This window comes from Chromobacterium sp. FG22, from assembly GCF_057809415.1.
Window position 1 is genome coordinate 1 of record NZ_JBMDJX010000005.1, and the last position, 23,669, is coordinate 23,669.

At 66.0% G+C, this 23,669-nt stretch carries 25 protein-coding genes; 7 read left to right on the top strand and 18 right to left on the bottom strand.

The features are described 5' to 3' along the window. The 4 genes from ACODSD_RS06425 to ACODSD_RS06440 all read right to left on the bottom strand — a co-directional run. The coding region (locus ACODSD_RS06425; protein WP_488876987.1) for an aminotransferase class III-fold pyridoxal phosphate-dependent enzyme at positions 1 to 674 on the bottom strand (674 nt) is incomplete at its 3' end. Continuing rightward, a complete protein-coding gene (locus ACODSD_RS06430) occupies positions 658 to 2,148 on the bottom strand; it encodes a hypothetical protein (RefSeq protein WP_488876988.1) in 1,491 nt (496 codons plus the stop codon). The genes ACODSD_RS06430 and ACODSD_RS06425, both read right to left, overlap by 17 nt. Positions 2,149 to 2,190: 42 nt before the next feature. Further along, positions 2,191 to 3,192 carry a hypothetical protein gene (locus tag ACODSD_RS06435; RefSeq protein WP_488876989.1) on the bottom strand — a complete coding sequence of 334 codons (1,002 nt, stop codon included), beginning with the start codon at positions 3,190 to 3,192 and terminating at the stop codon, positions 2,191 to 2,193. Positions 3,193 to 3,201: 9 nt separating this feature from the next. Continuing rightward, on the bottom strand, positions 3,202 to 4,191 hold the full coding sequence (locus tag ACODSD_RS06440; RefSeq protein ID WP_199225850.1) for an iron-containing redox enzyme family protein: 990 nt from the start codon (positions 4,189 to 4,191) through the stop codon (positions 3,202 to 3,204). Between the two features lie 595 nt (positions 4,192 to 4,786). Between ACODSD_RS06440 and ACODSD_RS06445 the strand changes: the two genes are divergently transcribed. After that, positions 4,787 to 6,382 (top strand): ABC transporter substrate-binding protein, encoded by a 1,596-nt coding sequence (locus ACODSD_RS06445; RefSeq protein WP_107799037.1) that lies wholly within the window; start codon positions 4,787 to 4,789, stop codon positions 6,380 to 6,382. Between the two features lie 77 nt (positions 6,383 to 6,459). On the opposite strand, the gene arsH is transcribed toward ACODSD_RS06445, so the two are convergent. Beyond that, entirely contained in the window at positions 6,460 to 7,182 is a 723-nt protein-coding gene (gene arsH / locus ACODSD_RS06450; protein WP_227103211.1) for an arsenical resistance protein ArsH, read from the bottom strand. Between the two features lie 131 nt (positions 7,183 to 7,313). Between arsH and ACODSD_RS06455 the strand changes: the two genes are divergently transcribed. The 3 genes from ACODSD_RS06455 (at position 7,314) to arsB (ending at position 9,367) form a co-directional block, all read left to right on the top strand. Then, positions 7,314 to 7,685, top strand: a complete 372-nt coding sequence (locus ACODSD_RS06455; RefSeq protein WP_227103213.1) for an ArsR/SmtB family transcription factor — start codon at positions 7,314 to 7,316, stop codon at positions 7,683 to 7,685. Between the two features lie 4 nt (positions 7,686 to 7,689). Further along, the gene (locus tag ACODSD_RS06460) at positions 7,690 to 8,169 is read left to right on the top strand and encodes an arsenate reductase ArsC (RefSeq protein ID WP_227103214.1); all 480 of its coding nucleotides are present in this window, start codon (positions 7,690 to 7,692) and stop codon (positions 8,167 to 8,169) included. A gap of 127 nt (positions 8,170 to 8,296) precedes the next feature. After that, positions 8,297 to 9,367, top strand: coding sequence for an ACR3 family arsenite efflux transporter (gene arsB, locus ACODSD_RS06465; RefSeq protein ID WP_449727705.1), 1,071 nt, complete (start codon positions 8,297 to 8,299; stop codon positions 9,365 to 9,367). Between the two features lie 162 nt (positions 9,368 to 9,529). Here the strand turns inward: arsB and ACODSD_RS06470 are convergent, their stop codons facing one another. Both ACODSD_RS06470 and ACODSD_RS06475 read right to left on the bottom strand, forming a co-directional pair. After that, on the bottom strand, positions 9,530 to 10,570 hold the full coding sequence (locus tag ACODSD_RS06470; protein ID WP_488876990.1) for an arginine deiminase-related protein: 1,041 nt from the start codon (positions 10,568 to 10,570) through the stop codon (positions 9,530 to 9,532). 73 nt (positions 10,571 to 10,643) lie between these two features. Next, entirely contained in the window at positions 10,644 to 11,759 is a 1,116-nt protein-coding gene (locus ACODSD_RS06475; protein WP_488876991.1) for a succinylglutamate desuccinylase/aspartoacylase family protein, read from the bottom strand. Positions 11,760 to 11,877: 118 nt separating this feature from the next. On the opposite strand from ACODSD_RS06475, the gene ACODSD_RS06480 reads away from it, so the two are divergent. After that, positions 11,878 to 12,351 (top strand): Lrp/AsnC family transcriptional regulator, encoded by a 474-nt coding sequence (locus ACODSD_RS06480; RefSeq protein WP_107798939.1) that lies wholly within the window; start codon positions 11,878 to 11,880, stop codon positions 12,349 to 12,351. Here the strand turns inward: ACODSD_RS06480 and ACODSD_RS06485 are convergent. The 4 genes from ACODSD_RS06485 to ACODSD_RS06500 form a co-directional block, all read right to left on the bottom strand. Then, on the bottom strand, positions 12,343 to 13,071 hold the full coding sequence (locus ACODSD_RS06485) for an ABC transporter permease (RefSeq protein ID WP_488876992.1): 729 nt from the start codon (positions 13,069 to 13,071) through the stop codon (positions 12,343 to 12,345). The genes ACODSD_RS06480 and ACODSD_RS06485 overlap by 9 nt on opposite strands. Before the next feature lie 10 nt (positions 13,072 to 13,081). Then, positions 13,082 to 13,756 carry an ABC transporter permease gene (locus ACODSD_RS06490; RefSeq protein WP_488876993.1) on the bottom strand — a complete coding sequence of 225 codons (675 nt, stop codon included), beginning with the start codon at positions 13,754 to 13,756 and terminating at the stop codon, positions 13,082 to 13,084. A gap of 102 nt (positions 13,757 to 13,858) precedes the next feature. Beyond that, on the bottom strand, positions 13,859 to 14,617 hold the full coding sequence (locus ACODSD_RS06495; protein ID WP_107798936.1) for a transporter substrate-binding domain-containing protein: 759 nt from the start codon (positions 14,615 to 14,617) through the stop codon (positions 13,859 to 13,861). A gap of 98 nt (positions 14,618 to 14,715) precedes the next feature. Next, entirely contained in the window at positions 14,716 to 15,477 is a 762-nt protein-coding gene (locus ACODSD_RS06500; RefSeq protein WP_486637249.1) for a dimethylarginine dimethylaminohydrolase family protein, read from the bottom strand. Positions 15,478 to 15,759: 282 nt separating this feature from the next. Here ACODSD_RS06500 and ACODSD_RS06505 point away from each other — a divergent pair, with 282 nt between their 5' ends. After that, positions 15,760 to 16,668: an aspartyl/asparaginyl beta-hydroxylase domain-containing protein gene (locus ACODSD_RS06505; RefSeq protein ID WP_488876994.1), complete on the top strand. Its 909-nt coding sequence runs from the start codon at positions 15,760 to 15,762 to the stop codon at positions 16,666 to 16,668. Positions 16,669 to 16,674: 6 nt separating this feature from the next. On the opposite strand, the gene ACODSD_RS06510 is transcribed toward ACODSD_RS06505, so the two are convergent. The 7 genes from ACODSD_RS06510 to ACODSD_RS06540 all read right to left on the bottom strand — a co-directional run bounded on the left by ACODSD_RS06510 (position 16,675) and on the right by ACODSD_RS06540 (position 22,345). Then, the gene (locus ACODSD_RS06510) at positions 16,675 to 17,658 is read right to left on the bottom strand and encodes an amidohydrolase family protein (protein WP_488876995.1); all 984 of its coding nucleotides are present in this window, start codon (positions 17,656 to 17,658) and stop codon (positions 16,675 to 16,677) included. 91 nt (positions 17,659 to 17,749) lie between these two features. Then, complete coding sequence (gene nbaC, locus ACODSD_RS06515; protein WP_488876996.1) at positions 17,750 to 18,313, bottom strand: 3-hydroxyanthranilate 3,4-dioxygenase; 564 nt, start codon at positions 18,311 to 18,313, stop codon at positions 17,750 to 17,752. 65 nt (positions 18,314 to 18,378) lie between these two features. Further along, entirely contained in the window at positions 18,379 to 18,795 is a 417-nt protein-coding gene (locus ACODSD_RS06520; protein ID WP_227103231.1) for a RidA family protein, read from the bottom strand. After that, on the bottom strand, positions 18,792 to 19,571 hold the full coding sequence (locus ACODSD_RS06525) for a 2-keto-4-pentenoate hydratase (RefSeq protein WP_488876997.1): 780 nt from the start codon (positions 19,569 to 19,571) through the stop codon (positions 18,792 to 18,794). Before ACODSD_RS06525 ends, ACODSD_RS06520 begins: the two co-directional genes overlap by 4 nt. Continuing rightward, complete coding sequence (dmpG, locus tag ACODSD_RS06530; protein WP_107798930.1) at positions 19,568 to 20,587, bottom strand: 4-hydroxy-2-oxovalerate aldolase; 1,020 nt, start codon at positions 20,585 to 20,587, stop codon at positions 19,568 to 19,570. Before dmpG ends, ACODSD_RS06525 begins: the two co-directional genes overlap by 4 nt. Before the next feature lie 10 nt (positions 20,588 to 20,597). Then, the gene (locus ACODSD_RS06535) at positions 20,598 to 21,536 is read right to left on the bottom strand and encodes an acetaldehyde dehydrogenase (acetylating) (protein ID WP_235088523.1); all 939 of its coding nucleotides are present in this window, start codon (positions 21,534 to 21,536) and stop codon (positions 20,598 to 20,600) included. Next, the gene (locus ACODSD_RS06540) at positions 21,533 to 22,345 is read right to left on the bottom strand and encodes a 2-keto-4-pentenoate hydratase (RefSeq protein WP_107798928.1); all 813 of its coding nucleotides are present in this window, start codon (positions 22,343 to 22,345) and stop codon (positions 21,533 to 21,535) included. Before ACODSD_RS06540 ends, ACODSD_RS06535 begins: the two co-directional genes overlap by 4 nt. A 172-nt stretch (positions 22,346 to 22,517) precedes the next feature. Between ACODSD_RS06540 and ACODSD_RS06545 the strand changes: the two genes are divergently transcribed. Further along, positions 22,518 to 23,495: a LysR substrate-binding domain-containing protein gene (locus ACODSD_RS06545; protein WP_227103242.1), complete on the top strand. Its 978-nt coding sequence runs from the start codon at positions 22,518 to 22,520 to the stop codon at positions 23,493 to 23,495. The last annotated feature ends 174 nt before the right edge of the window (positions 23,496 to 23,669 follow it).

Below are 23,669 nucleotides of genomic sequence, written 5' to 3' on the forward strand. Positions count from 1 at the left end.
GCGCCGTGGCGGCGGCACAAGGCGGCCAGCTCGGCCAGATCCTCGCCGCGCCAGGCGCCCGCGCCGGCGCTGCCCTGCACCGGCTCCAGCAGCACCGCGGCCACGTCGCCGCGCGCCAGCTCGGCCGCAGCCGCGGCCAGATCGCCCCAGGGCAAGACCGCGCAGTCCTCGCGCCGCGGCAGGCCCTGCCGCCAGAAATCGCCGCCGGCCAGTTCGGTGGCTTCCAGGGTCAGCCCGTGAAAGCCGCCGTCGAAACTCAAGGCGCGCCGCCGGCCGCCGGCCATCCGCGCCAGCTTCAGCGCGCCCTCCACCGCCTCCGCGCCGGTGCTGGCGAACAGGGCCTTGCCGTCGGCGAAGCCGGCCAGCGTCAGCAGCGCCGCGGCCAGATCGCCGGCCAGGCCGGAAAAGCCCAGCGGATGCAGATTGGGCGCGGGATCGAACAGGTCTTCCGCCAGGCCGGCCAGCAGCGCCCGCGGGCGATGTCCCAGCGCCGCCGCGCCGTAGCCGGCGACGAAGTCCAGCCAGCGCCGGCCGTCCTCCAGCCGCAGCCAAGCGCCCTCCGCCTCCAGCGGCCGGGCGTCCAGCCCGCACTGCCTCAACGTTTCCAGCCAGGCCGGATTGACGCTGGCGGCGTAGGCGGCTTGCGTCGCCGCGCGTTCAGCCGGCGACGGCATAGCCGTCCAGCGAGCAGACGGCCAGCTGCGCCTGCGGACCGTAGAAGTCCGCCACCTGGTCCATCGCCCGCAGGTTGAGCTCCAGCAGATACGCCAGATTGGCCTCTGCGCGTTGCTGCGTCCGCGGCGACAAGGCGCTGATTTCGCGGAAGAACAGCCGGGACAAGGCGGCGTGGTTGAGCTCCAGATTCAAATCGTCGTGGCGCTTGGCCACGCGCTGGTAATCGGCGCGGAACTCCACCAGCGACTCCAGCCGCTCGTGCACCGGATTGTCCACGCCCAACATGCCCTCGGTGACCATGATGGAGCTCAGATAGCCGATGGGGTCGTAACGGCCCAGCACGGTGAAGGCGTCGACATAGGCCTGGAACAAGGGCAGCGGCAGCGCCTGGTCCAGCCAGGCCGGCGGCACGCCCAGCGCTTCGCAGGTGGCGCGCTCGTAGACTTCGTGGCCCAGCTCCTCCTGGAAATAACGGTAGACCCGTTGCTTCAGCGGGCTGCGCAGCCGCTTGGTCATCAGCGGCGCGATGATTTCCACGAAACGCTGGGTGACGTGGTATTGCTCGATGAACAGGCCTTGCACCAGGGGGCCGAAGCCGGCGTCGTCGGCGTTCACCCTGCGCACATAGCGCGATTCGCCCAGCTCGGCCAGGCCGTCCAGCGCAAACTGCTCGGCGCGGCGCATGAAGTTGACGCCGCTGTCCACCGCCGAGGCCGGCTCGCGGCGGAGGAGCCGCCGCCGCGCCTCGGGCTTGGGCGCCAGCAGCAGCAGATCCACCAGGCACAGCGCATAGGCTTCCAGATGCGCCGGGCAGTAAAAGCCTTCGCTGGCCGGCATCTCCGCCGCGCCGGCCTCGCGGCGGCTGAGCCCGACGAAGCCGGCCCCGTCGGCGAAGCCGTTGAGCACCCGCCGCCACAGCGTCAGCGCCTGCGGCAGATTGTCGGCCAGGTACAGCTTTTGCAGATAGAAGGTTTGCAGCGCGAAATTGTCCCGCCACTCCGGCGCGCCCGCCTCGTCTATGCAAAAGGCGTCGGCCTGCGGCGCCGGCTCGTCCAGCAGGCGCAGCATGTTCAGCACCACCGGCGCGTAAGCGCCGCGCGCCGCGCCGGCGGTGGCCGCCAACAACTTGTCCACGCAGCGGCGGCTCAGCGCCTCCCACTGCCGGCGCTGCCGCTCCAGCGCCGCCGGGTCCGCCGGCGCGTCGCGGATCAGCGACAGCGCGTCCAGCTGTTCCGCCAGCGACAGCTGCCAGGACGGCGCCGATCCGGCGTGGATGTCGAACCAGATTTCCGCGTCCGGATTGGCCATCGCCAGCACGCTGTCCAACACCCGGCCGCCATCCACGCCGGAAAACTGGATTTCGTACTCCTTGGCGTCCGCCGCCAGCACCACGGTCTGGCCGTCGTCGGCCAGATGGGCGCTGAAGGGCACCAGGTGGGGCGCGCGATAATGGGTGACTTGCCAGGCTTCCATCGTTCTCTCCTTGGCTGCCGTCTCGAGGACTACTGCGGGGGATTACAAATAGAGCCGCGGCATCAAGGCGTCCGGCCGGCTGTAGTAATCGACGATTTCCTCGTCCTGCAGCGCCATGGTTTCTATGGTCAGCACCAGGTTTTTCTCCACCACCAGCTGCTCCTCGCGGCTGATGGCGCTGATGTCCTGCAGCAGTTCGGAGGTGATGTCGTCGTGCCCCAGCGTATCGTTGAGGTAGGCGTGGCGCAGCAGCGGCTCCCAAAAGCCCTTGTCCAGTCCGGCGCGTTCGCAACAGCGCACCAGCGCGCGGTTGAACTCGTCGCCGGGCATCTCGAACAGAAACAACACGCTCTTGAACGACAGCAGATGCTGACGCGCGAACACGCCCAAGGCCGCGCACAAGGCGAAGGTGGACGGCAGGGGCTGCAGATGGTCCAGGCCCTCCACTTCCATGTCCACGCTGGCCAGGCTCTCGGCCAGCATCTGATCGTGATCCAGCTCCGACACCAGGAAGCGCTGGATGCTGCGCTGGTTCTGCCGGCTGTCCGCGTGCGACAGCGCGGAGGCGATCAGGCCCGGCGCCGCGCGCACCAGGTAGTAATACTCCAGCGCGTAGCCGATCAGCACATTGCGCGGCGCGCTGCCGTCGGACAGCATGCCGTACAGCCGGGAATGGCCGCGCTTGCGCATCGCCCTTTGCGCCAGATTGCGCAGCCGGGTGTTGAACTCGCAACCGGACAGCGCGTCGTCCGGCAATTCGAAGCTGGCCTCGGTCACCAGGCCCAGGCGGTCCAACTCCTCCAGCAGGCCGGGAATCGTCCCCGCCAATTCCGGATGGGCGGCGCGCAGCGCCGACATGCTGGCCGGCGCGCGCTGCAGATCGTCCAGCAGGGCCAGCAATTGCAGCCGCCCTTCGTCGGCCACTTGCAGATCGCAGGACTGCTCGCGGTACAGCAGGGCCACGCCGCCGTCCTGCGACTGGATTTCCACCCCGGGCCGCAGCGCCGGGTAACGAAACAGATCATGGGTGCCGGGGCCGTGCATAATGCCTCCTCAATAATGCTCGATGCGGCGCAGCAAGGTGTCGGCGTGCAGATAATGCCGCCAGACCGCGCTGTAGAAAGCGTCGTAGAGCTCGACGAACAAATGGGTTTGCGCCAGCAGGCGCCGCGCCGTTTCCTGATCCACCACCGGGATCTGCGCGAAGATCTTGCGGGTCAGGCTGCCGTGCTCGCCCTTCAGATTGATGTCCGAGTGCGCCTTCACCGGGCGCAGGAAATCCGCGTCCACGCCCAGCCGGTAGGCGGCGTCCAGGAAGGAGTCCTGACGGATGTCCTTGCCTTCCAGAATGCCCAGCGTGGTGAAGAAGAACAGCGGATCGTTGTGCGACCAATAGGCCAGCGCATTGCACAGCGCCATGGTCTGCGGCAGCGGCACGGCGTGCGCCAGGTCCTCGCGGCTGATGCCGATGCGGTTCAAGGCCTGCAGCAGCAGCTCGTCGTGACCGTACTCCTCGGCGAAGAAGGCGTTCATCGCCAGCCGCGCCTGGGTATTGGGCACATAGGACAGCACCGGCGCGTCGAAATAGCTTTCGCGGAACAAAAAGTGATAGTTCTCTATCACCATGCCGTGGAACACCCGCTCCGGAATATCCCCCGGCTGGCTGGCGTTCTGGCAATGGGTCCAGAACGGATTGCGGTACAGCGTCTGGTAGAGCAGGCGGTTGGACAGGTCCTCCACCTCCAGCAGCACTTCCAGCCCGGTCTTGCCGCGCGCCGGCGCCAGCGGGCGGATCACGCCGTAGTTTTCCAGGCTGACCAGCAAACGACGCACCTCGTCGGCGGACTGGCGCGGCAGGAGGCGCTCCGCGTCCCGCTGGCTGCAGCCGCCGGCCAGGCGCGCCATCAGCGCGCTGACCTCCTCCGTGCTGGCAAGACCCGCGGAAATCTCCAATTCCTCGTCGCCGGCGGTTTTGACCACCAGCGGCGATTGCGAAATCACATCGCCGTTCAGGCAAAAACGAAGATCGGACGGATGGGACACAAAGGAGTCTCCTCTTAAAGATGAGCGCGGCCGCCGGCAAGCCGGCGGCGCGGAATCCAGATCGGCCCAGGGCTTTGCGCCTGAAACGGCGGCCCCGTTCCTACCCGATTACAAGTGGACCGGCACCAGGACCGGACGCGGATTGCGGGGTTTGACCACAACCACCGCTTCTTGCGTGCTGGCTTGCATTTGGCTCTCCTTGGCTTAAGAGAAAACAAAAACGCCCTTTTGCAGGCCTCCCTATCTTATGCCTGCCGCCGCAATGCAGAAACGCCTGAAAACTGACACAAATAACTGTTTTTAAATATCATTCTTAAAATGCGCCCAGCTCGTCGAAACGAAAATCTCAAATGCGGGCGCGCTTACGCCGCAGCGCACGATTGACGCCGGGACAACAATCTATATGCTGGCAGGGTCTTCCGTTCCCGCCTTAGTCGCTTGAATCCGGCATCAAACGGCCATCCCAAACGCATGCCGGGCCGCCAAAACGGCGGGAATCGGACAGATGAACAAATAGAAAGCCCCCAAGGGCCTGCCAAGCACTCATGAAGAAGGCGTCCGCGCCCTTCACCGCTCTGCAAATAGGGAAATAGCAATGAGAAAGATCCAACCGCAATTGTTGGCCGCGGCCTGCTGCGCCGCTTTCGCCGTCTCCGTCCAGGCCGCCGGCACCCTGGTCTACTGCTCCGAAGCCAGCCCGGACGGCTTCGACTCCGCCCAGTTCACCTCAGGCACCACCTTCGACGCGGCCGGCCACGCGCTGTTCGACCGCCTGGTGGGTTTCGAGAAAGGCTCGACCAAGGCCATTCCCAGCCTGGCCACCTCCTGGAGCGCCTCGCCGGACGGCAAGGTCTACACCTTCAAGCTGCGCCAGGGCGTGAAGTTCCACACCACCGACTATTTCAAGCCGACGCGCGACTTCAACGCCGACGACGTGGTGTTCACCTTCATGCGCATGTTCGACAAGAACCACCCCTTCCGCAAAGCCTACAACACGGAATTCCCCTACGCGGTGGACACCGGCCTGGCCAGCAACGTCAGCGCCGTGGAAAAAGTGGACGCGCAAACGGTGCGCTTCGTCTTGAAAGCGCCGGACGCCGACCTGGCGATCAAGATCGCCATGCCCTTCGCCTCCATCCTGTCCGCCGAATACGCCGAGCAGCTGCTCAAGGCCGGCCGCGCCGCCGACATCAACCAGAAACCGGTGGGCACCGGCCCCTTCATCTTCAAGCGCTACCAGAAGGACGCCCAGATCCGCTACGCCGGCAACAAGGCTTACTGGGACAAGAGCGCGGTGAAGGTGGACAATCTGGTGTTCGCCATCGCCACCGATCCCTCGGTGCGCTACCAGAAAATGAAGGCCGGCGAGTGCCAGATCATGTCCTATCCGCGCCCCAGCGATCTGGCGGTGATGAAGACCGATCCCAAGCTGAAAATGCTGACCGCGCCCGGTTTCAATATCGGCTACCTCAGCTACAACCTGGACAAGCCGCAGTTCCAGAAGCGCGAGGTGCGCCAGGCGCTGGACATGGCGATCAACCGCCAGGCCATCATAGACGCGGTCTACCAGGGCCAGGGCCAGGCCGCCAGCAACCCCTTCCCGTCCTCGCTGTGGTCCTACAACAAGAGCCTGAAGAACGCGCCCTACAATGTGGCCGCCGCCAAGGCGCTGCTGGCCAAGGCCGGCTACCCCAACGGCTTCGAGCTGAGCTTGTGGGCGATGCCGGTGCAACGGCCGTACAACCCCAACGCCAAACTGATGGCGGAGATGATCCAGTCCGACTGGGCCAAGATCGGCGTCAAGGCCAAGATCGTGTCCTATGAATGGGGCGAATACCTGAAGCGGATGAAGCGCGGCGAGCACGATGCCGGCCTGATGGGCTGGACCGGCGACTACGCCAGCCCGGACAACTTCCTGGGCGTGCTGCTCAGCTGCGAGGCGGTGAACGGCTCCAACTACTCGCGCTACTGCAATAAGGAGTTCGACGCGCTGATCATCAAGGCCCGCACCCTGAACGACCAGGCCGAGCGCGCCAAGCTGTACTCGCAGGCGCAAACCCTCTTCAAGCGCGATCTGCCGTGGACCACCATCGCCCACTCCATCATCAATCAACCGATGCGCAAGGAAGTGAACGGCTTCAAGATCAGCCCCTTTGGCGATTATCAGTTCAGCGGCGTCAGCGTGAAGTAAGCCTCAACAGGGCGTCGTCCAGCGGCGCCCTGTCTGGCGGCTACTTGAACAGTCTACGGGCCGCCGCACCCCGGCGGCTAAATACTATGTTGGCTCACCCGCAGAGATAAGGCTTCGGCGCTTTCCTTACGCTCGCTGTAACGATCCGTCAGATAGGGAGAAACATCGCGGGTCAACAGTGTGAACTTCATCAACTCCTCCATCACATCCACCACCCGGTCGTAGTAGGCTGACGGTTTCATCCGGCCTCCCTCGTCGAACTCCAGAAAAGCCTTGGGCACCGAGGACTGATTTGGAATGGTCAGCATCCTCATCCAGCGCCCCAAAATGCGCAGTTGGTTGACCGCATTGAACGACTGAGAACCGCCGGACACCTCCAGCACCGCCAAAGTCTTGCCCTGAGTGGGACGAACGGCCCCAGCGGACAGCGGAATCCAGTCGATTTGCGTCTTCATGACGCCCGTCATCGCCCCATGTCTTTCCGGGGTACACCACACCATGCCTTCGGCCCACAAGACCAACTCACGCAACTCCTGCACCTTGGGATGACTGTCCGGAGCCTCATCCGGCAAGGGCAAGCCCTTGGGATCGAACATCCTGACCTCCGCCCCCATCGCAAGCAACAAACGGCCCGCCTCCTCAGCCAAGAAACGGCTGTATGAACGCTCGCGCAACGAGCCGTACAGCAGTAAAAAGCGGGGCGCATGCTTGGATGCGGGCACCGCAGACAACGGCGAATACGACGGGCTTTCAAATAGATCAGCCCGGACATTGGGCAAATCGGGGGAATGGATGAACATAGCGGCCTCCTGCAGATAACGAGTCAATCCCCCTGTGCGGACCCCGCGTTGCGGCCTCACAAGGGTGAGCGGAACGCAGGCCATGATAATGGATCTAGACATTATTTCAATAATTCTTGTATAGTTGAACCATGAAAAACACAACCGCGACCCAAATCTTCGAATCCCTGTCTTCCAGCATCCGGCTCGACATTTACCGCTTGCTGGTCAGGCAAGGACTGGAAGGCATGGTGGCTGGCCAAATCGCCGGCACGCTCAACCTTCCTCCCAACAATGTGTCCTTTCACCTCAAGGGCATGAGCCATGCAGGCTTGGTTTCGGTGGAGCAGGAAGGACGCTACCAGCGCTATCGCGCCAATTTGACCTTGATGCTGGAATTGATCGCCTATTTGACCGAAGAGTGCTGCGCCGGCCATCCGGAGCAATGCGTCGACATGCGTGCGGACTCATGCTGCCCCGAAGCCGCCTTGCCCCCATCATCCAAAACTGAAACGGAAAACTGACCCCATGAACGTGCTTTTCCTGTGCACCGGAAACGCCTGCCGCTCCATCCTGGGCGAAGCCGTTTTCAACCACCTGGCGCCGGCCGGCTGGAAAGCCATGAGCGCGGGCAGCCAACCCACAGGGCAAGTGCATCCGCGCTCGCTGGCGCTATTGAGGCGCGAAGGGATGGCTGCCGAGGGCTGCCGCAGCAAATCCTGGGACAATCTGCCAGCCACCCCCGACATCGTCATCACCGTCTGCGCCGGCGCCGCCGGCGAAACCTGCCCCGCCTACCTGGGGCCGACGCTGCGCAGTCACTGGGGAGTGGAAGATCCCGCCCAGGCCACCGGCTCCGACGCGGAAATCGACGCGGCCTTCATGGCGGCCTACCGCATTCTGCGCACCCGGATCGAAGCCTTCCTGGCTTTGCCGCTGGCCGAGCTGCAACAAGACCCCGCGCGCCTGAAAACGGAACTGGATCGTATCGGCGGCTTGCTGCCCTGAAGGCAAAGCGCCAGGCGGCATGACGGCCATGACCACGCAAGCCATCAGCGCGCGGCCAAGCGGCTGCCCCGATCAAGGCAATCGCAAAATCCCGATCAGCCCGCACGTTTGAAAAAGGAGAATTGTTTTGTCTACCCCTTGCGACGCCGCTCTTCGCCGGGACGGCCCGGCGTCGATGAGCAGGTTTGAACGCTACCTGACCCTCTGGGTTTTTCTTTGCATCATCGCGGGAATCGCGCTGGGACAAACGCTGCCGCAGCTATTCCAGGCTATCGGCAAGCTGGAAATCGCCCAGGTCAACCTGCCCGTCGGTTTACTGATTTGGGTGATGATCATTCCCATGCTGGTCAAAGTCGATTTTGGCGCGCTGCACGAAGTGCGCCATCATGTCCGCGGCATTGGCGTGACCCTGGTGGTGAATTGGCTGCTTAAGCCGTTCTCCATGGCGTTTCTGGGCTGGCTGTTCATTCGCAACCTATTTGCTGACATGCTCCCGGCGGAACAACTGGACAGTTATATTGCCGGACTGATCCTGCTGGCCGCCGCGCCCTGCACCGCCATGGTCTTTGTGTGGAGCCGGCTGAGCAATGGCGACCCCTTGTTCACGCTGTCCCAGGTCGCCCTGAACGACAGCATTATGGTTGTGGCGTTCGCGCCGCTCGTCGGCCTCCTGCTCGGCATCTCCGCGATCACCGTGCCATGGGACACCCTGCTGGTATCGGTCGTGCTTTACATCGTGATTCCGGTCATCCTGGCGCAATTATGGCGCAAGGCGCTGCTAGCCAAGGGGCAGGCGGCTTTCGATGCCGCCATGAGCAAGATTGGCCCTTGGTCTATCACCGCCTTGCTCGCAACCTTGGTTCTGCTCTTCGCCTTTCAGGGCGAAGCGATATTGAAGCAGCCGCTAGTCATTGCCTTGCTGGCGGTCCCCATTTTGATCCAAGTGTTCTTTAACTCCGCCCTGGCCTACTGGCTCAACCGGCTCGTCGGAGAAAAGCATAGCGTGGCCTGCCCGTCCGCTTTGATTGGCGCGTCCAACTTCTTTGAACTATCGGTGGCCACCGCCATCAGCCTGTTCGGATTTCATTCCGGAGCGGCGCTGGCCACTGTTGTCGGCGTGCTGGTTGAAGTCCCCGCCATGCTGCTGGTTGTTCGCATCGTGAACGCCAGCAAAGACTGGTATGAAAGAGGCGCGTAGTCGCTAAACACGCTCAGGCCGTTCGGCCCCTGCCGCAAAGCCGCGACGCTGCCGGAGCCGTGCGGCAGCGTCTGAACCGTGGATTGAGTTGTCCAGGCGGCCTAGCCTCCCTCCCGAACGAGCCGCGACGGAACGCGTTCCCGGCCCTTGCCGGGGCAGCCGCTAGCGGACGCGCGGCAGGAACAACTCGGCCAGCATGCAGCGGCAGCTGCCGCCGCCCACCGCCTCTATGGTGGGAATGGGGTTGACCACCGGCTGCCCGTGGCGCTCCAGCGTTCTTTGCTGCGCCGGCGTGAAGCCGTTCCAGGCCTGCTCCGACATCGCGATCAGCGGCTGGCCGCCGGCGCCGCGCAGTTGCAGGATATTGCCGCAGAAGCTGCGCTCCACCTGGGCCAGGCTGATGTCGATCACCTCGTGGTGTTCGCCCAGCGCGCTCAGCACTTGCCGCCGCTGCTCCGGCCGGTGCAGGCTTTCGGAGCAGATCACCGCGAAGCCCTCGCCCACGCTCATCATCACATTGGTGTGGTAGATGGGCACGCCGCGGCTGTCCACGGTGTCGAACAGGTGCACCGCTTCCAGACCGCGCCGGCGCGCGTAACGGTAGAGCGCGCCCGGATGGCAGCGCTGCGAGCGCGCCGCGTACACCCGTTTGCGCGGATGGTCGAACACCATCACCCCGGTGCCCTCCAGGATCAGCTCCTCTTCCAGCGGATGGCCGGCCCACACCACTTGCTCCACCTCGTAGCCGTGGCTCAGCAGTAATTGGCACAGTTCCTCCACCCGCCGTTCCCGGCGGCGGTTCAGCGTGTGCATCGGGTAGACGTGCAGGCTGCCGTCCACGCTGGTGCTGAACCAGTTGTTGGGAAACACCGCGTCCGGCGTTGGATAGCCGTCCGGACTTTTTTCCAGCACCAGCACTTCAACGCCGCGGTCGCGCAGCCGCTGCGCCATGGCGTCGAATTCCGCCAGCGCCCGCGCGGTAACCTGGGCCGGCGGCAGTTGCAGCCGGTGCTGGAACACATTGTCGGCGCCGGTTTGTTCATTGAAGGCGAAATCGTGAGGGCGCACCATCACGACGGCGCGGGCCAATTGGCCTTGTCTGGCGCGGAGCCAGATGGGCTCCAGATTTTCTTGCGCCGGCGCGTCGACGGCGGCGATGGCTTGGGCTTGCATGGTGGGCGGCTCTTGGGTGGGGGTTCGCATGGCCGCCCGCGGGCGGCAAATCATTCTACTGACAGTACGCGTTGCGGCCATGCCGGAAACATGACGCAAACGTTCAAGCAAGCGACACGCGCGCGCCGGTGTCGGCCCGGCCCAGGATGCGGCACAGCTCCATGCCGGCCTGGGCGTAGCGCAGCGGGTGGCTGACGTAGAGCAGCCCCGCCGCCGGGCTGAGCACCGGGATGACCCGGTTTTCCAGCGGGTCGATCAGCTCCAGCAGCGGCTGGCCGCGCTCCACTTCCGCGCCGACCGCGCAATGGCGCAGCACCAGGCCGGGCGCGGGCGCGCTCACGCTGGCCATGCCGCGCCAGGTCCACGGCGCGGGCACCGGCGGCGGCAAGGCCGGCGCGGCGCCGGCGATGTGGCCGCGGCTTTGCAGATAGGCGTACAAAGCCTCCGCGTCCCGCCGCGCCTGGCCGTGATCCAGATCGCCCTGCCCGCGCAGTTCCACCGTGGCGGCCACGCAGCCCAGCGGCAGCGGATGCGCCGGCCCCAGTTCGCCGGCCAGCCGCCACCAGCTCTGGCCGCAGGATTCCTCGAAAGTCGTGCCGCCCGGTGCCTCGTTCAAGACCGCCGCGGCCACGCCCAGATAGCGCGCCAGCGGCTCCAGCGCCGGCCAGAACGGCGCGTCGGCGTACACGTGCAGCAGCGCCTGGCTGTCGCAATGCAGGTCCAGCACCAGGTCGCTGTCCAGCGCCAGCCGGCTCAGGGCAAGGCGCAGCGCCTCCAGTTCCGTGACCGGGCTTTGCGCGTCCAGCGCGGCGCGCATCCGGGCGCGCACCGTCCGCAGATTGGCGGCGGCGTCATCGCCAAGGCCGGCCTCCAGGCCGGGGCGCAGCAGCGGGTGGAAATCGGTGAAGCGGCGGTTGAAGTTCTCGCCGCTGCGCAGTTCGAAACGCCCGGGCTGCTGCTGCAACAGCGCCTGGGCCAGCCCGATGGGATTGGCCGCCGGCACCAGCACGATTTCGCCGCGCAGCAGGCCGGCCGCTTCGGCCTGGTCCAGCAGCCGGCGCAGATGGTGGATCACCAGCATGCCGGGCAGTTCGTCCGCGTGCAGGCTGGCCTGCAAATAGGCCTTGGGCCCGGCGCCGCGCCGGCCGTAATGCAGGCTCAAGAGTTCGCGCCGCATGCCTATGCTGGCCTGCGGCAACGCCTGGGTGACGAGCTCCATAAAACGCCCTCCCTTTCCATGTCATTGAGATATCAAAACCACGCTGGACGCGCCGCCTTGACACTGTCGGCGCCTGAGGCTCAAATCATCAGGCAGCCCATCCATCCTGAAACCCGCCATGAACGACAAGAAACCCAGCCTGGACCGTATCGACCTGAAAATCCTCGCCGCTTTGCAAGCCGACGGCCGCATGTCCTTTCAACGTTTGTCCGAGCAGGTCAATCTGACGCCTCGGCCCTGTCTGGAGCGCGTGCGCCGGCTGGAAAAAGCCGGCGTGATCCGCGGCTACCGCGCCGTGGTGCAGCTGCCGGAACCGGCCTACCCCGTCATCGTGGTGGCCCAGGTGGCGCTGGCCGATCACGCGCTGTCGCAGCAGGCCTTCATCAAGGAACTGCAACGCAGCGAGGCGGTGCTGGACGCCTGGCTGGTGGCCGGCAGCTTCGATTTCCAGGTGCGCGTCGGCTGCCGCGACATCCAGCAATACCGCGAGCTGGCCGAGCAATGGCTGAACAGCGCCGCCTTCAAGATCGACAAGATCATCACCATCACCGAGCTGCAGGAGATCAAGCGCAGCGCCGGCGCGCTAGGCTGAGCGCGGCCGCAGGAACTTCAGCCAGCGGCGTTCCGCCTGACGAAAGCCCGCCAGCAGCGCGAAGGTGCAGCCCAGGTAGATCGCCGCCGCCATCAAGAAGGGGGAAAACGGCGCGTAGGTGGCCGCGTACAAGGCGCGCGCCACGCCGGTGACGTCCAAGAGCGTGACCGTGGACGATAAGGCGGTGGCGTGCAGCAAAAACACCATTTCATTGCTCAGCACCGGTATCGAGCGCCGCAGCGCGCCGGGCAAGACGATGCGGCGGATGACCCGCGCCCGCGACATGCCGAAGGCCTCCGCCGCCATGATTTCCTCGCGCGGGTAGCCGGCGAGCGCGCCGGACAGGATTTCCTGCGCGTAAGCGGCGGTGTTCAACACATAGGCGAGGATGGCGCAGAAGGTGGCGTCGCGGAACAGCAGCCAGAACGGGTCTTCCGCCTGCCAGCCTTCTATCACCCAGCTGAATTGCGACACGCCGTAATAGATCAGCATCAGCTGCATGAACAAGGGCGTGCCGCGGAAGAAATAGCTGAAGGCGGCCACCGCCCAGCGCAGCGGCGCCGGGCCGTAGACCCTGAGCAGCGCCAGCAGCACCGCCAGCAACATGCCCAGGCCGCCGGACACCAGGAACAGCTTGGCGGTGAGCGCCAGCCCGCTCCATTGGCCGCCCTCTCCCCATAAATAGCTGGGCAAGGCGCGCAGGATTTCGTCTAGCGTCATCGTTTCCCCCTCAAAGCAGGCCGCGGCTGTAATGCAGCCTCAGCCAGCGGAACACCCCGCCGGAGGCGGCGGTGAACAGCAAATAGACCAGGCAGACCAGGAAATAGAACAGGAAAGGCATTTGGGTGGCGCGGCCGGCCTGCTCGGCGAGCCAGGCCATGTCCTCCAGGCCGATCAGCGAGACCAGCACCGCCGACTTCATCAGCGCCAGCCAGTTGTTGTTGATGCCGGGCAAGGCGTGGCGCAGCATCTGCGGAAACAGGATGCGCCGAAACAGCCGCCACGGCCGCATGCCGTAGGCGACGCCGGCCTCCAACTGGCCGCGCGGCACCGCCAGGAAGGCGCTGCGGAAGGTTTCGGTGTAATAGGCGCCGAAGATGAAGCCTATGGTCAGCACCCCGGCCAGGAATTTGTCGAACTCCACCGCCGGCAGCCCCAAGGCCGCCAGCAGCAGATTGAAGACTTTCTCGCCGCCGTAGAACAGCAGCAGCATCATCACCAGTTCCGGAATGCCGCGGATCACCGTGGTGTAGGCGATGGACGCCGCCCGCAGCCAACGCGGCCCGAATAGCTTGACGCAGGCGTTGGCGAGGCCGAACAGCAGGGCCAGCCCCAGCGCGGCCAGCGCCACGCGCAGGCTGAGCCAGGCCCCGCTCAGCAACAGGGGCAGATAGGACGCCACCATGGCCGCCCTCCTTGGGGAAGCGGCCGGCGGGCGCCGGCCGGGGGTGGATAGGGATGGAAGCGGTGCGCGCGCCGCGACGCGCAGCAGACGATGAACAGGTGCTTAGTGGTAGATATCGAAGCCGAAGTACTTCTTGCGTATCCCCTCGTACACCCCGTTGGCGCGGATGGCGGCGATGGCGCGGTTGATCGCCGCCTTCAGTTCCGGATCGTTCTTGCGCACCGCGACGGCCACCGGATTGGACTCGCCCAGCTTGGGGCCGGCGAAGGCGAACTGCCGGCCGCGCTCGGTGCGCAGAAAGCTGGTCTCGGCCTGGATATTGTCTTGCAAGGCGGCGTCGATGCGGCCGGAGGCCAGGTCCAGGTAGACATTGTCCTGGTTGGCGTAGGTGACGATCTTGACCTTGCCGCCGCCCCAGTTGGCCTTGGCGTACTGCTCGTGCACCGAACCGGACTGCACGCCCACGGTCTTGCCGGCCAGCGACTGCGGCGTGGGCCGCAGCGGGCTGCCCTTGCGCGCCACCAGCTGCGAGGCGGACGCGTAGTATTTGTCGCTGAAATCCACCTGCTTCCGCCGCTCCGCCGTCACGTTCAGCGAGGCGATGACGGCGTCGAACTTATTGGCGTTGAGCGCGGCTATCATGCTGTCGAACGGCTGCTTGACGAAAACGCAGCGGGCCTTGAGTTCGGCGCAGACGGCTTTGGCGATGTCCGGATCGAAGCCGGTGATCTCGCCGTTGGGCGCCAGCACGTCGAAGGGCGGATAGCCGCCGTCCACGCCCCAGCGGATTTGCTTGATGTCCTTGGCCAGCGACGGGCCGGCGCTCAGCGCCAGCAAGAGCGCGATGCTGATGGTTTTCATCTGGTTTCTCCTTGAGAGCCTGTTCCTCGCCGGCTCAGCGTCGGCGACAGGTTCTGAATCTTCCCGGCTCTGCGGCCGGTGGCGAATGAAACGGTTTTTCAGAAGCGCAGGGACATGCAGGTCAAGCCCCCGTCCATCTTGCGGATTTCGCTGGTGTCGGTCTCGATGATGGGCAGGCCCAGCGTCTTCAGCTTGCGCAGGGTGTCCGGGTAGCCGCTGGGCGTGATCAGGGTGTCGTTGATCCACAGGGTGTTGCCGGCGTATTCCTCGTCCCTGGCCAGCACGATCTGCTGATAGCCGCGGAATACCGGATCGTCGGCGCGGTCTTCGGACAGGATCAGCGTGTTGCGGCCCACGTAGTTGACGATGGATTTCAGATGCAGGCCGGCGCTGACTTCCACCGCGGTGACGACATAGCCGAACTTTTCCACCGCGGCGGCAAACTGGCTGACCCCGGCCTCGTTGGTGCGGCTGGTCAGGCCCACGAAGAAGCGCTTGTCTATCATCAGCACGTCGCCGCCGTCCATGCGCGCGTCGCCGTCCATCGATACGGCGTGGCGGAAGCGGGACACCAGCGGCGCGATGCTGCGCACCTCGCCGCGGCGAGACGGCGCGCCGGGTTGGGTGAGCACCGCCAGTTCCGGCATCAGCACCGCGGTGTCTTCAACGAAATGGGCGTCGGGATAATCGGGCTGGGCCGGCAGCGTGCTGACGGTCAGGCCCAGGCTCAGCAGGATGTCCACGTAGTCGCGGAACTGGGCGCGGGTCAGCGCCGGGTCCGGCGCGCCGATATCGGCGGTGGTCAGGCCGCCGGCCACGGTGTCGGCCGGCAAACGGGTGATCGCGTGGGTGAAATGCATGGGCAGGCTCCTTGGTCGGGCGGCCCGGCAAGCGAATGATTGCCGGGGACGGCGCGGGGCCGTTCTCGCTCGAACCATTCTAGGCAGCGCCCCTTGCGGGTGTCGGCCGTATGCGGCGGCCGGCACAGCCGGTTTCGGCTGTTTTCCGGCCCAATACAGCCGTTTGCGCGGCCCGCCGCGGGGGGCGGCGGCGGCAGGATTTTGCTAAACTATCCCAACTACCAGTCGTCCAAAACCGGTATTTGCTTGAAATTGAGCATATCCATGCACAGGCGAGCCCATATGCCGTATATCAAACTCTCCATCCTCCTCGTTTTCGCGCTCTGTACCGTCTACATCCACTATCGCGGCCGCCAACGTCTGGGTTTCTGGCGGCAGTTGACCGATCACTCCACCTTCATGGCGCCGATCAACTGCTTCTGCTACTTGTTCTCCACCTTGCCGGCCCGCCCCTATTTGCCCTTGCAACAGTTTCCGGAATTGCGGACCCTGAACGACAACTGGCAGCGCATCCGCACCGAGGCGCTGGCCCTGTCCGACGGCGGCGCGATCAAGGCCTCCGACCGTTACGACGACCTGGGCTTCAATTCCTTCTTCAAAACCGGCTGGAAGCGCTTCTATCTCAAGTGGTACGACCAGCCGCACCCGTCCGCGGCCAAGCTGTGTCCGTACACCACCGCCTTGCTGGAGGGCATTCCCACGGTGAAGGCGGCGATGTTCGCCAGCCTGCCACCGGGCAGCCGCCTGGTGCGCCACCGCGACCCCTTCGCCGGATCGGTGCGCTTCCACCTGGGTCTGTCCACGCCGCAAAGCGAGGCCTGCTACATCGAAGTGGACGGCGAACGCTATAGCTGGCGCGACGGCGAGGCGGTGCTGTTCGACGAAACCTATTTGCACCACGCCGAAAACGCCACCAAGCACCAGCGCATCATTCTGTTCTGCGACATCGAACGGCCGATGCGCTTCCGGCTCGCCGCCTGGTTCAACCGCCAGCTCAGCCACCTGCTGCTGGGCGCCGCCAGCGCCCCCAATCAGGACGGGGACCGCACCGGCGCGCTCAACCGCCTGTTCCGCTATGTGCAGGCGGTGCGGCTGTTCGGCAAGCGCATCAAGGCGCAGAGCCGCCTCGGCTATTACGCGCTGAAATGGCTGTTGTTCGGCGGCTTGTTGCTGGGCTGGCTGCTGAGTTGAGCCGCCCTATAAACTGAAGAAGGCCCGCGCATTGTCCGCCAGCAGCCGCCGGCGGATATCGGCGTCCGCCACCGTCTCGCGGACCAGGCCGCCCACCGTCTGCTCGCCCAGCGGAAAAGGCGCGTCCGAGCCCAGCATCACCCGCTCCGCGCCCATGGTGGCGATCAATAGCCGCAGCGCGCCGGGATCGAACACCGCGGAATCCACGTAAAACCGGTCCAGATAGCTGGACGGCCGCCGCGGACAGTCTTCGCGCACGATGTCGCGCTGCTCCCAGGCGTTGTCCACCCGGCCCAATAGATAGGCGAAGCTGCCGCCGCCGTGGGCGAAGCAGATTTTCAGGCTGGCCGGCAGGCGTTCGAAAGCGCCGGACAGGATGAGCGACAGGATGGCCAGCTGGGTTTCCGCCGGCATCGACACCAGCCAGGGCAGCATCCAGCGCTTCATCCGCGCGCCGGCGCCCATCATGTCCCATGGATGCACCAGCAGCGGGATGTTCTCGGCCGCGCAATGACTGAGAAACGTCAGCAGGCCCGCGTCGTCCAGATCCCGCTCGCCGACGTGGTTGCCGATCTGCACGCCGATGTGGCCGGCGTCGCGGGCGCGGCTGGCTTCGCGGCAGGCGGCGTCCACGTCCTGCAAGGGCACTTGCGCCAGCACTTTCAAGCGTTGCGGCGCGATGGCCGCCATGTCCAGCGCGCGATCGTTCATCAGCTGCGCCCACGGCAAGGCGCGTTCTATCGGCGCGGCGTAGGCGAACATCACCGGCGTCGCGCACATGATCTGGATGTCTATGCCCTGCTCGTCCAGCCAGGCCAGCCGGCGCGCGCCGTCCCAAAGCGCGTCGTGCACCGGCCGGAACGGCTGCTCGCCCACCATGATCTGCCCGTTGCGGCCGGAGGTCTCCAGCCAGGGCCCGCGCCGCGGGTCCAGCCGGGCCGCCTCGGCCTGGCTGATCCGCGGGAAGAAATGGGAGTGGATGTCTATCATGGCTGCGTTTCTCGGTTAATTAAGCTTGCTTCAAGAATCGGTTCCCGTCTTGCGAGCTAGGGCGGGAACGCGGCGGTCATGGAACGGACGCTCAATGACGGGAACGCTGCCGCAACTCGTGCCAGGCGGCGTAATCCTTGCCGGGGTGGACGGTGCCGCAATGGCGGCAGCGGCGCTCGTCCTCGCTCAAGGCGTAAAACAGCTGATAGGCCTTGGGCAGATCGTCCACCAGGCTTTCCAGCTGCTTGGAGAAACGCCAGATCTCGGCAGCGCAGACCGGGCAGTACCATTGCAGGCTGTCGTACTGGCCGGCCGGCCGCGGCTTCTCCACCAGCAGGCATAGGCCGGGCTCGGGCCGTTGCGGCGAGTGGATGACGTGGGCCGGCAGCAGGAAGGCGTCGCCTTCGCGCAGCTCGATGCGATCGAAGCGCCCGCGGTCCCATATCTCCAGATAGGCGTTGCCCTGGATCTGGTAGAAAATCTCCTCGGTGGGGTTGTCGTGAAAATCGGTGCGGGTATTCGGCCCGCCCACCATATTGATGATGTAGTCGCCGTCCGACCAAACGGCCGCATTGCACACCGGCGGCTTGAGCAGACCCTGGTTGCGCTGCGCCCAGTCCAGCAGATTGAGCGGCATGCCGTATTGCAGTTCCATCTCCTCTCTCCTTCTCTTGTGCTTGATTACACCTAAAAGAACCTACTCGCCGCCGTAAACACGTTCTAAAGCGGCTTGTAGGCGATCGCCTTGATCTCAATGCGCAAATGCGGATGCGGCAGCTGATGCACCGCCACCGTGGTCCGCGTCGGCCCTTCCTCGTCGAAGTAGTCGGCGTAAACCCGGTTGTATGCGGCGAAATCGTTCATATCCACCAGGTAGGCGCTGATTTCAACCACATCGGCCAGCCCGGCGCCGGCCGTGGCCAGGATGTCGCGGATATTCTCGATCACCGCCCGGGTTTGCAAGGCGATGTCCAGCCGCGTCGCGCCCATGGCGTCGGCCTCGGCGCCGGCGATGCTGTTGTCCGGCCGCCGGGAACTGGTGCCGGAGACAAAGAGGAAGTCCCCGGCCCGCTTCAGGTGCGGAAAGCGTCCGCGCGGCGCGGCCTTGCCGCTGACGGTGGTGGCTTGGGTGCTCATGCGGCGCTCCCTTCGGTTTCAAACTCGCAGCGGCCCAGGCCGGCGATCTCCACGCCAACGTGCAGGCCTGCGCGCAAGGGCTCGGCCGCGGTGGCCGCGCCGGCCAGCAGCAAGGAGCCGGCCGGCAGCGCACGCCCTTCCGCGTGCAGCAGCACGGACACTTCCATCAGCGCGCGCAGCGGCTGGCCCAGGATGGCGGCGCTGCTGCCCAACTGCACCGGCCGGCCGTTGAAGCGCAGCGTCACGCCCAGATTGTCCAGCGGCGTGTCCGGCGGGCTCAGCGGGCCGACGACGAAATGGGACGATGAGCAGTTGTCCGCCACCACGTCCTCCAGGCTGAAACGGAAGTCGCGGTAGCGCGAATCGATGATTTCCAGCGCCGGCGCCACGCCGGCCAGCGCCAGCCCGGCCTCGGCCAGGGACAGCGGCCGCGAGATCTCCTGCGCGGTGATGAAGGCGATTTCAGGCTCCACCCGCGGATGGATCAGGCGGCCCAGCGCCAGCTCGCCGCCGTCCGCCAGCTGCATGGCGTCGGTCAGCTCGCCCCAGATCAGCGCGTCCACGCCCATTTGCACGCGCTTGGCCCGGCTGGTGAAGCCCAGCTTCAAGCCCAGCGCGCGCTCGCCGCGTTGCTGGCGCAGCGCGATGCCGGCCTGCTGGATGCGATAGGCCTGCGCCAGATCGAAAGGCCGCCGCGCGCTCAGTTGATCGACGGCTTCGCCGGTTTGGGTCGCGATGTCCAGTTCGCGGGCGCAGTTTTGAACAAAGTCCGTCATGCCGCGCCTCCTTTGGCCTTGAGCAAGTCCAGCGCCACGTCGACTATCATGTCCTCCTGCCCGCCCACCATGCGGCGGCGTCCCACTTCCAGCAGGATGTCCAGGGTTTTCAAGCCGTATTGCGCCGCCGCCGTTTCCGCGTGGCGCAGGAAGCTGGAGTAGACGCCGGCGTAGCCCAGCGCCAGCGTCTCGCGGTCCACCCGCACCGGGCGGTCCTGGGTGGGCCGCACCAGATCGTCGGCGGCGTCCATCAGCCGGATCAGCTCGCAGCCGTGGTTCCAGCCCAGGCGCTCGGCGGCGGCGATGAACACTTCCAGCGGCGCGTTGCCGGCGCCGGCGCCCTGGCCGGCCAGCGAGGCGTCGACGCGGCGGCAGCCTTCTTCCACCGCCACAATGCTGTTGGCCACGCCCAGGGACAGATTGTGATGGGCGTGGATGCCGGTTTCCGTCTCCGGCCGCAGCGCGTCGCGCAAGGCGCGGAAGCGGTCGCGCACCTGCTGCATCAGCAGAGCGCCGCCGGAGTCCACCACGTAGACGCAATGGGCGCCGTAACTTTCCATCAGCTTGGCCTGTTCGGCCAGCCGCTGCGGCGTGGTCATGTGCGACATCATCAGAAAGCCGACGGCGTCCATGCCCAGTTCCCGCGCGTAGCCGATGTGCTGTCTGGCGATGTCGGCCTCGGTGCAGTGGGTGGCGATGCGCGCAATGCGCGCGCCGGCGTCGTAGGCCTCGCGCAAGGCGCGCACGGTGGCGATGCCGGGCAGCAGCAAGGTGGCGATCTTGCTGTTGCGCACGGATTCGGCCGCCGCGGCGATCCACTCCACGTCGCTATGGGCGCCGAAGCCGTAGTTGAAGCTGGAACCCTCCAAGCCGTCGCCGTGCGCCACCTCGATGGAATCCACCCCGGCCGCGTCCAGCGCCGCGGCGATGGCGCGCACCTGGGCCAGCGAATAACGGTGACGGACCGCGTGCGAGCCGTCGCGCAGGGTCACGTCGGAAATATACAGTTTGTCCATGCCGGGCTCCTCAGGCTTGCAGCAGGCGGGCGGCGACGCGTTCGCCGCAGGCCATCGCCGCCGATGTCATGATGTCCAGATTGCCGGCGTAGGCCGGCAGATAGTGGGCCGCGCCTTCCACCTCGATGAAGACGGACACCTTGAGCCCGCCGCTCCGCGCCAGTTCCGGATAGGCCGTCAGCGCTTCCGCCGGCAGCGCCTCGAACTGCACCTCCTGCTTCAGCCGGTAGCCGGGCACATAGGCGCTGACCTTGTCCGCCATCGCGGTCACCGAGCGGGCGATGGCGTCCCGGTCCGCCGGCGCGGTCAGGCAAAACACCGTGTCCCGCATCATCAGCGGCGGCTCCGCCGGGTTCAGAATGATGATGGCCTTGCCGCTGCGCGCGCCGCCGACGCCGACAATCGCCTGGGCGGTGGTTTCGGTGAATTCGTCGATATTGGCGCGCGTGCCGGGGCCGGCGGATTTGCTGGCGATGGAGGCGACGATTTCGCCGTAGAACACCGGCGTCGCCGCGGCCACCGCGGCCACGATGGGAATGGTGGCCTGGCCGCCGCAGGTGACCATATTGATATTGGGCGCGTCCAGATGCGCGTCCAGGTTCACCGCCGGCACCACATGGGGGCCGATGGCGGCGGGCGTCAGGTCTATCACCCGGACGCCGCGCGGCCGCAGCAGCTGTTCGTGGCGCGCGTGGGCGCCGGCCGAGGTGGCGTCGAACACCAGGCGGATGTCGGCGGCGCCGGGCATGGCCAACAGCCCTTCCACGCCCTGGTGGCTGGTGGCCAGGCCCAGGCGGCGCGCGCGGGCCAGGCCGTCGGAATCCGGATCGATGCCTATCATGGCGGCCAATTCCAGCTGCTGGCCGTGACGCAGGAGTTTGACCATCAGATCGCAACCGATATTGCCGGAACCGATGATGGCCGCTTTGACGCGAGCGGGATGGCTCATGAGGATGCTCCCTGAAGTGGGGCGAAGCGGGCCGACACTTCGCCCAGGCCCTGGATGCGGGCGGTGAACACGTCGCCGGCGCGCGCCGGCGCCATCGGCCCCAAGGCGCCGGTCAGCACGATGTCGCCGGCCTTGAGCGGCTCGCCGCGCCGCGCCATCGTGTCCGCCAGCCACAGCGCGGCCAATAAGGGATTGCCGAGACAGGCCGCGCCGGCGCCCACCGAGACCGGCTCGCCGCGCAGCTCCAGCGTCATGCCGCAGCCGAGCAGATCGACGTCGGCCAGCCGCCGCGGCCGGTTGCCCAGCACGAAGAGGCCGCTGGACGCGTTGTCGGCGATGGTGTCGCTGATGCGGATATCCCAGCCGGCGATGCGGCTGTCCACGATCTCCAGCGCCGGCAAGACCGCGTCCACCGCCCGGAACAGATCGGCCAGCGTATGTTTGTCATGGTCCAGATCGCGCCCCAGCAGCAGCGCCACTTCCGCCTCTATCTTGGGCTGCAGCAGCCGCCGGCTGTCGATCTCCTCGCCGTCGCACACCGCCATGTCGGCGAACAGGCGGCCGAAATCCGGCTGCGCCACGCCCAGCTGCCGCTGCACCGCGGCCGAGGTCAGGCCGATCTTGCTGCCCACCAGCCGCCGGCCCTGGGCCTGCGCATGCCGGACATTCAGCGTTTGCACCTGATAGGCGGCGTCGACGTCTCCCTCGCCGAGCAGGCCGCGCACCGGCGCGCAGGGCTGGCCGGCGTCGGCGGCGCGACGCAGCTGCTCGGCGGCGGCTTGCAATGCGGATGGTGGAACTGGGCTCAAGGCGTTCTCCTTATTCAAGCGCTCCGGCGCGGACCAAACCGGCCGTATCAGTGGGACGCGTTCAGTCTATGGAGCGCGCCGATAAGGAGAAAATGAATATCCGGGCTTCTGCTATTCCCTAAAGTTATGCCATAGTCTTCTGCCGCGCCGTCCCAACCGCACAGGAGCGCCGATGGACCCTCTCACGCCCTTTTCCGTTCACGATATGGTGTTGAACCGGCTCAAGCTGCGGCCGCTCTTGGTGTTCGACCGGGTGCTGCGCTGCCAGTCCATCGCCCGCGCCGCGCGCGAGCTGCACCTGACCCAGCCGGCGGTGACCAAGGCGATACGCGAGCTGGAGCAGCAGCTGGACACCGTGCTCTTCCTGCGCGGCAACCGCGGCGTGACGCCCACCGAATACGGGCTGCTGCTGGGCGAGCGCGTCAAGTCGGTGATCGCCGAGCTGCGCTATCTGACCGACGAGATCAACGCCTTCAAGGGCGGCATTTGCGGCCATGTCATCATCGGCACCCAGATCTCCGCCAGCGCCAGCCTGCTGCCGCAGGCCATCCTGCGGCTGAAGGCCCACGCGCCCAAGCTGCTGGTCACCGTGCGCGAGGGACCGCAGGATTATCTGTTCCCGGCGCTGGCCGCCGGCGAGCTGGACCTGGTGGTGGGCCGTCTGCCGGACCCGGAAGCGCCGCTCACCCGCAAGCTGCCCTTGCGCCACCAGCCGCTCTATCTGAACCGGCTGTGCATCGTGGCCGGCGGCCACCATCCGCTGCTGGCCGCGCCGCCGTCCCGCCTCGCCGAACTGCGCGACTGGCCGTGGATTCTGCCGCCGCCGGATTCGCCGGCCCGCCTGGTGGCCGAGCAGTTCTTCCACGACGCCGGCCTCCCGCTGCCGGACAATCTGCTGGAATCGCTGTCCTTGCTGACCAATGTCAATCTGCTGGTGGATTCGGACTGCCTGGGCCTGATGCCGCGGCTGGCGGCGCGCCGCTTCGCCGCCGCCAAGCTGCTGGCGGTGCTGCCGCTGGACGAGGTGGGGCCGCCCACCGCCGTCGGCTACTCGGTGCGCGCCGACAAGCCGCTGACGCCGGCGGCCCGGCAGATGATAGACAGCCTGAAACTGGCCGCCGCCGCGCTGGACGCGGCGGATCAGGTATAAGCGCGCGGAATAGCAAGACTCGATTTATTCATTTTCGCGCCCAAGGCCGCCTTTCCTACACTCGCCAATATTGCGTCGCCCCTTAAGAACGTGTTTACGATCTCGCGAGCTAAGGCGAGACAAGGCGAAAACGGTTGAGACAGCGGAGTGTACAGACGGTACATGAGCATTTCG

What these genes read in the sequence shown, in the direction of transcription:
- ACODSD_RS06495 (WP_107798936.1), bottom strand. Translation starts at nt 14,617, where the DNA reads ATGAAAACCATCAGCATCGCGCTCTTGCTGGCGCTGAGCGCCGGCCCG.
- dmpG (WP_107798930.1), bottom strand. Translation starts at nt 20,587, where the DNA reads ATGGACAAACTGTATATTTCCGACGTGACCCTGCGCGACGGCTCGCAC.
- arsH (WP_227103211.1), bottom strand. Translation starts at nt 7,182, where the DNA reads ATGTTCATCCATTCCCCCGATTTGCCCAATGTCCGGGCTGATCTATTT.
- ACODSD_RS06520 (WP_227103231.1), bottom strand. Translation starts at nt 18,795, where the DNA reads ATGAGCACCCAAGCCACCACCGTCAGCGGCAAGGCCGCGCCGCGCGGA.
- ACODSD_RS06430 (WP_488876988.1), bottom strand. Translation starts at nt 2,148, where the DNA reads ATGGAAGCCTGGCAAGTCACCCATTATCGCGCGCCCCACCTGGTGCCC.
- ACODSD_RS06545 (WP_227103242.1), top strand. Translation starts at nt 22,518, where the DNA reads ATGGACCCTCTCACGCCCTTTTCCGTTCACGATATGGTGTTGAACCGG.
- ACODSD_RS06455 (WP_227103213.1), top strand. Translation starts at nt 7,314, where the DNA reads ATGAAAAACACAACCGCGACCCAAATCTTCGAATCCCTGTCTTCCAGC.
- ACODSD_RS06470 (WP_488876990.1), bottom strand. Translation starts at nt 10,570, where the DNA reads ATGCGAACCCCCACCCAAGAGCCGCCCACCATGCAAGCCCAAGCCATC.
- ACODSD_RS06510 (WP_488876995.1), bottom strand. Translation starts at nt 17,658, where the DNA reads ATGATAGACATCCACTCCCATTTCTTCCCGCGGATCAGCCAGGCCGAG.
- ACODSD_RS06500 (WP_486637249.1), bottom strand. Translation starts at nt 15,477, where the DNA reads ATGCATTTCACCCACGCGATCACCCGTTTGCCGGCCGACACCGTGGCC.
- ACODSD_RS06445 (WP_107799037.1), top strand. Translation starts at nt 4,787, where the DNA reads ATGAGAAAGATCCAACCGCAATTGTTGGCCGCGGCCTGCTGCGCCGCT.
- ACODSD_RS06480 (WP_107798939.1), top strand. Translation starts at nt 11,878, where the DNA reads ATGAACGACAAGAAACCCAGCCTGGACCGTATCGACCTGAAAATCCTC.
- ACODSD_RS06535 (WP_235088523.1), bottom strand. Translation starts at nt 21,536, where the DNA reads ATGAGCCATCCCGCTCGCGTCAAAGCGGCCATCATCGGTTCCGGCAAT.
- ACODSD_RS06490 (WP_488876993.1), bottom strand. Translation starts at nt 13,756, where the DNA reads ATGGTGGCGTCCTATCTGCCCCTGTTGCTGAGCGGGGCCTGGCTCAGC.
- ACODSD_RS06505 (WP_488876994.1), top strand. Translation starts at nt 15,760, where the DNA reads ATGCCGTATATCAAACTCTCCATCCTCCTCGTTTTCGCGCTCTGTACC.
- ACODSD_RS06525 (WP_488876997.1), bottom strand. Translation starts at nt 19,571, where the DNA reads ATGACGGACTTTGTTCAAAACTGCGCCCGCGAACTGGACATCGCGACC.
- ACODSD_RS06485 (WP_488876992.1), bottom strand. Translation starts at nt 13,071, where the DNA reads ATGACGCTAGACGAAATCCTGCGCGCCTTGCCCAGCTATTTATGGGGA.
- ACODSD_RS06460 (WP_227103214.1), top strand. Translation starts at nt 7,690, where the DNA reads ATGAACGTGCTTTTCCTGTGCACCGGAAACGCCTGCCGCTCCATCCTG.
- ACODSD_RS06435 (WP_488876989.1), bottom strand. Translation starts at nt 3,192, where the DNA reads ATGCACGGCCCCGGCACCCATGATCTGTTTCGTTACCCGGCGCTGCGG.
- nbaC (WP_488876996.1), bottom strand. Translation starts at nt 18,313, where the DNA reads ATGGAACTGCAATACGGCATGCCGCTCAATCTGCTGGACTGGGCGCAG.
- ACODSD_RS06475 (WP_488876991.1), bottom strand. Translation starts at nt 11,759, where the DNA reads ATGGAGCTCGTCACCCAGGCGTTGCCGCAGGCCAGCATAGGCATGCGG.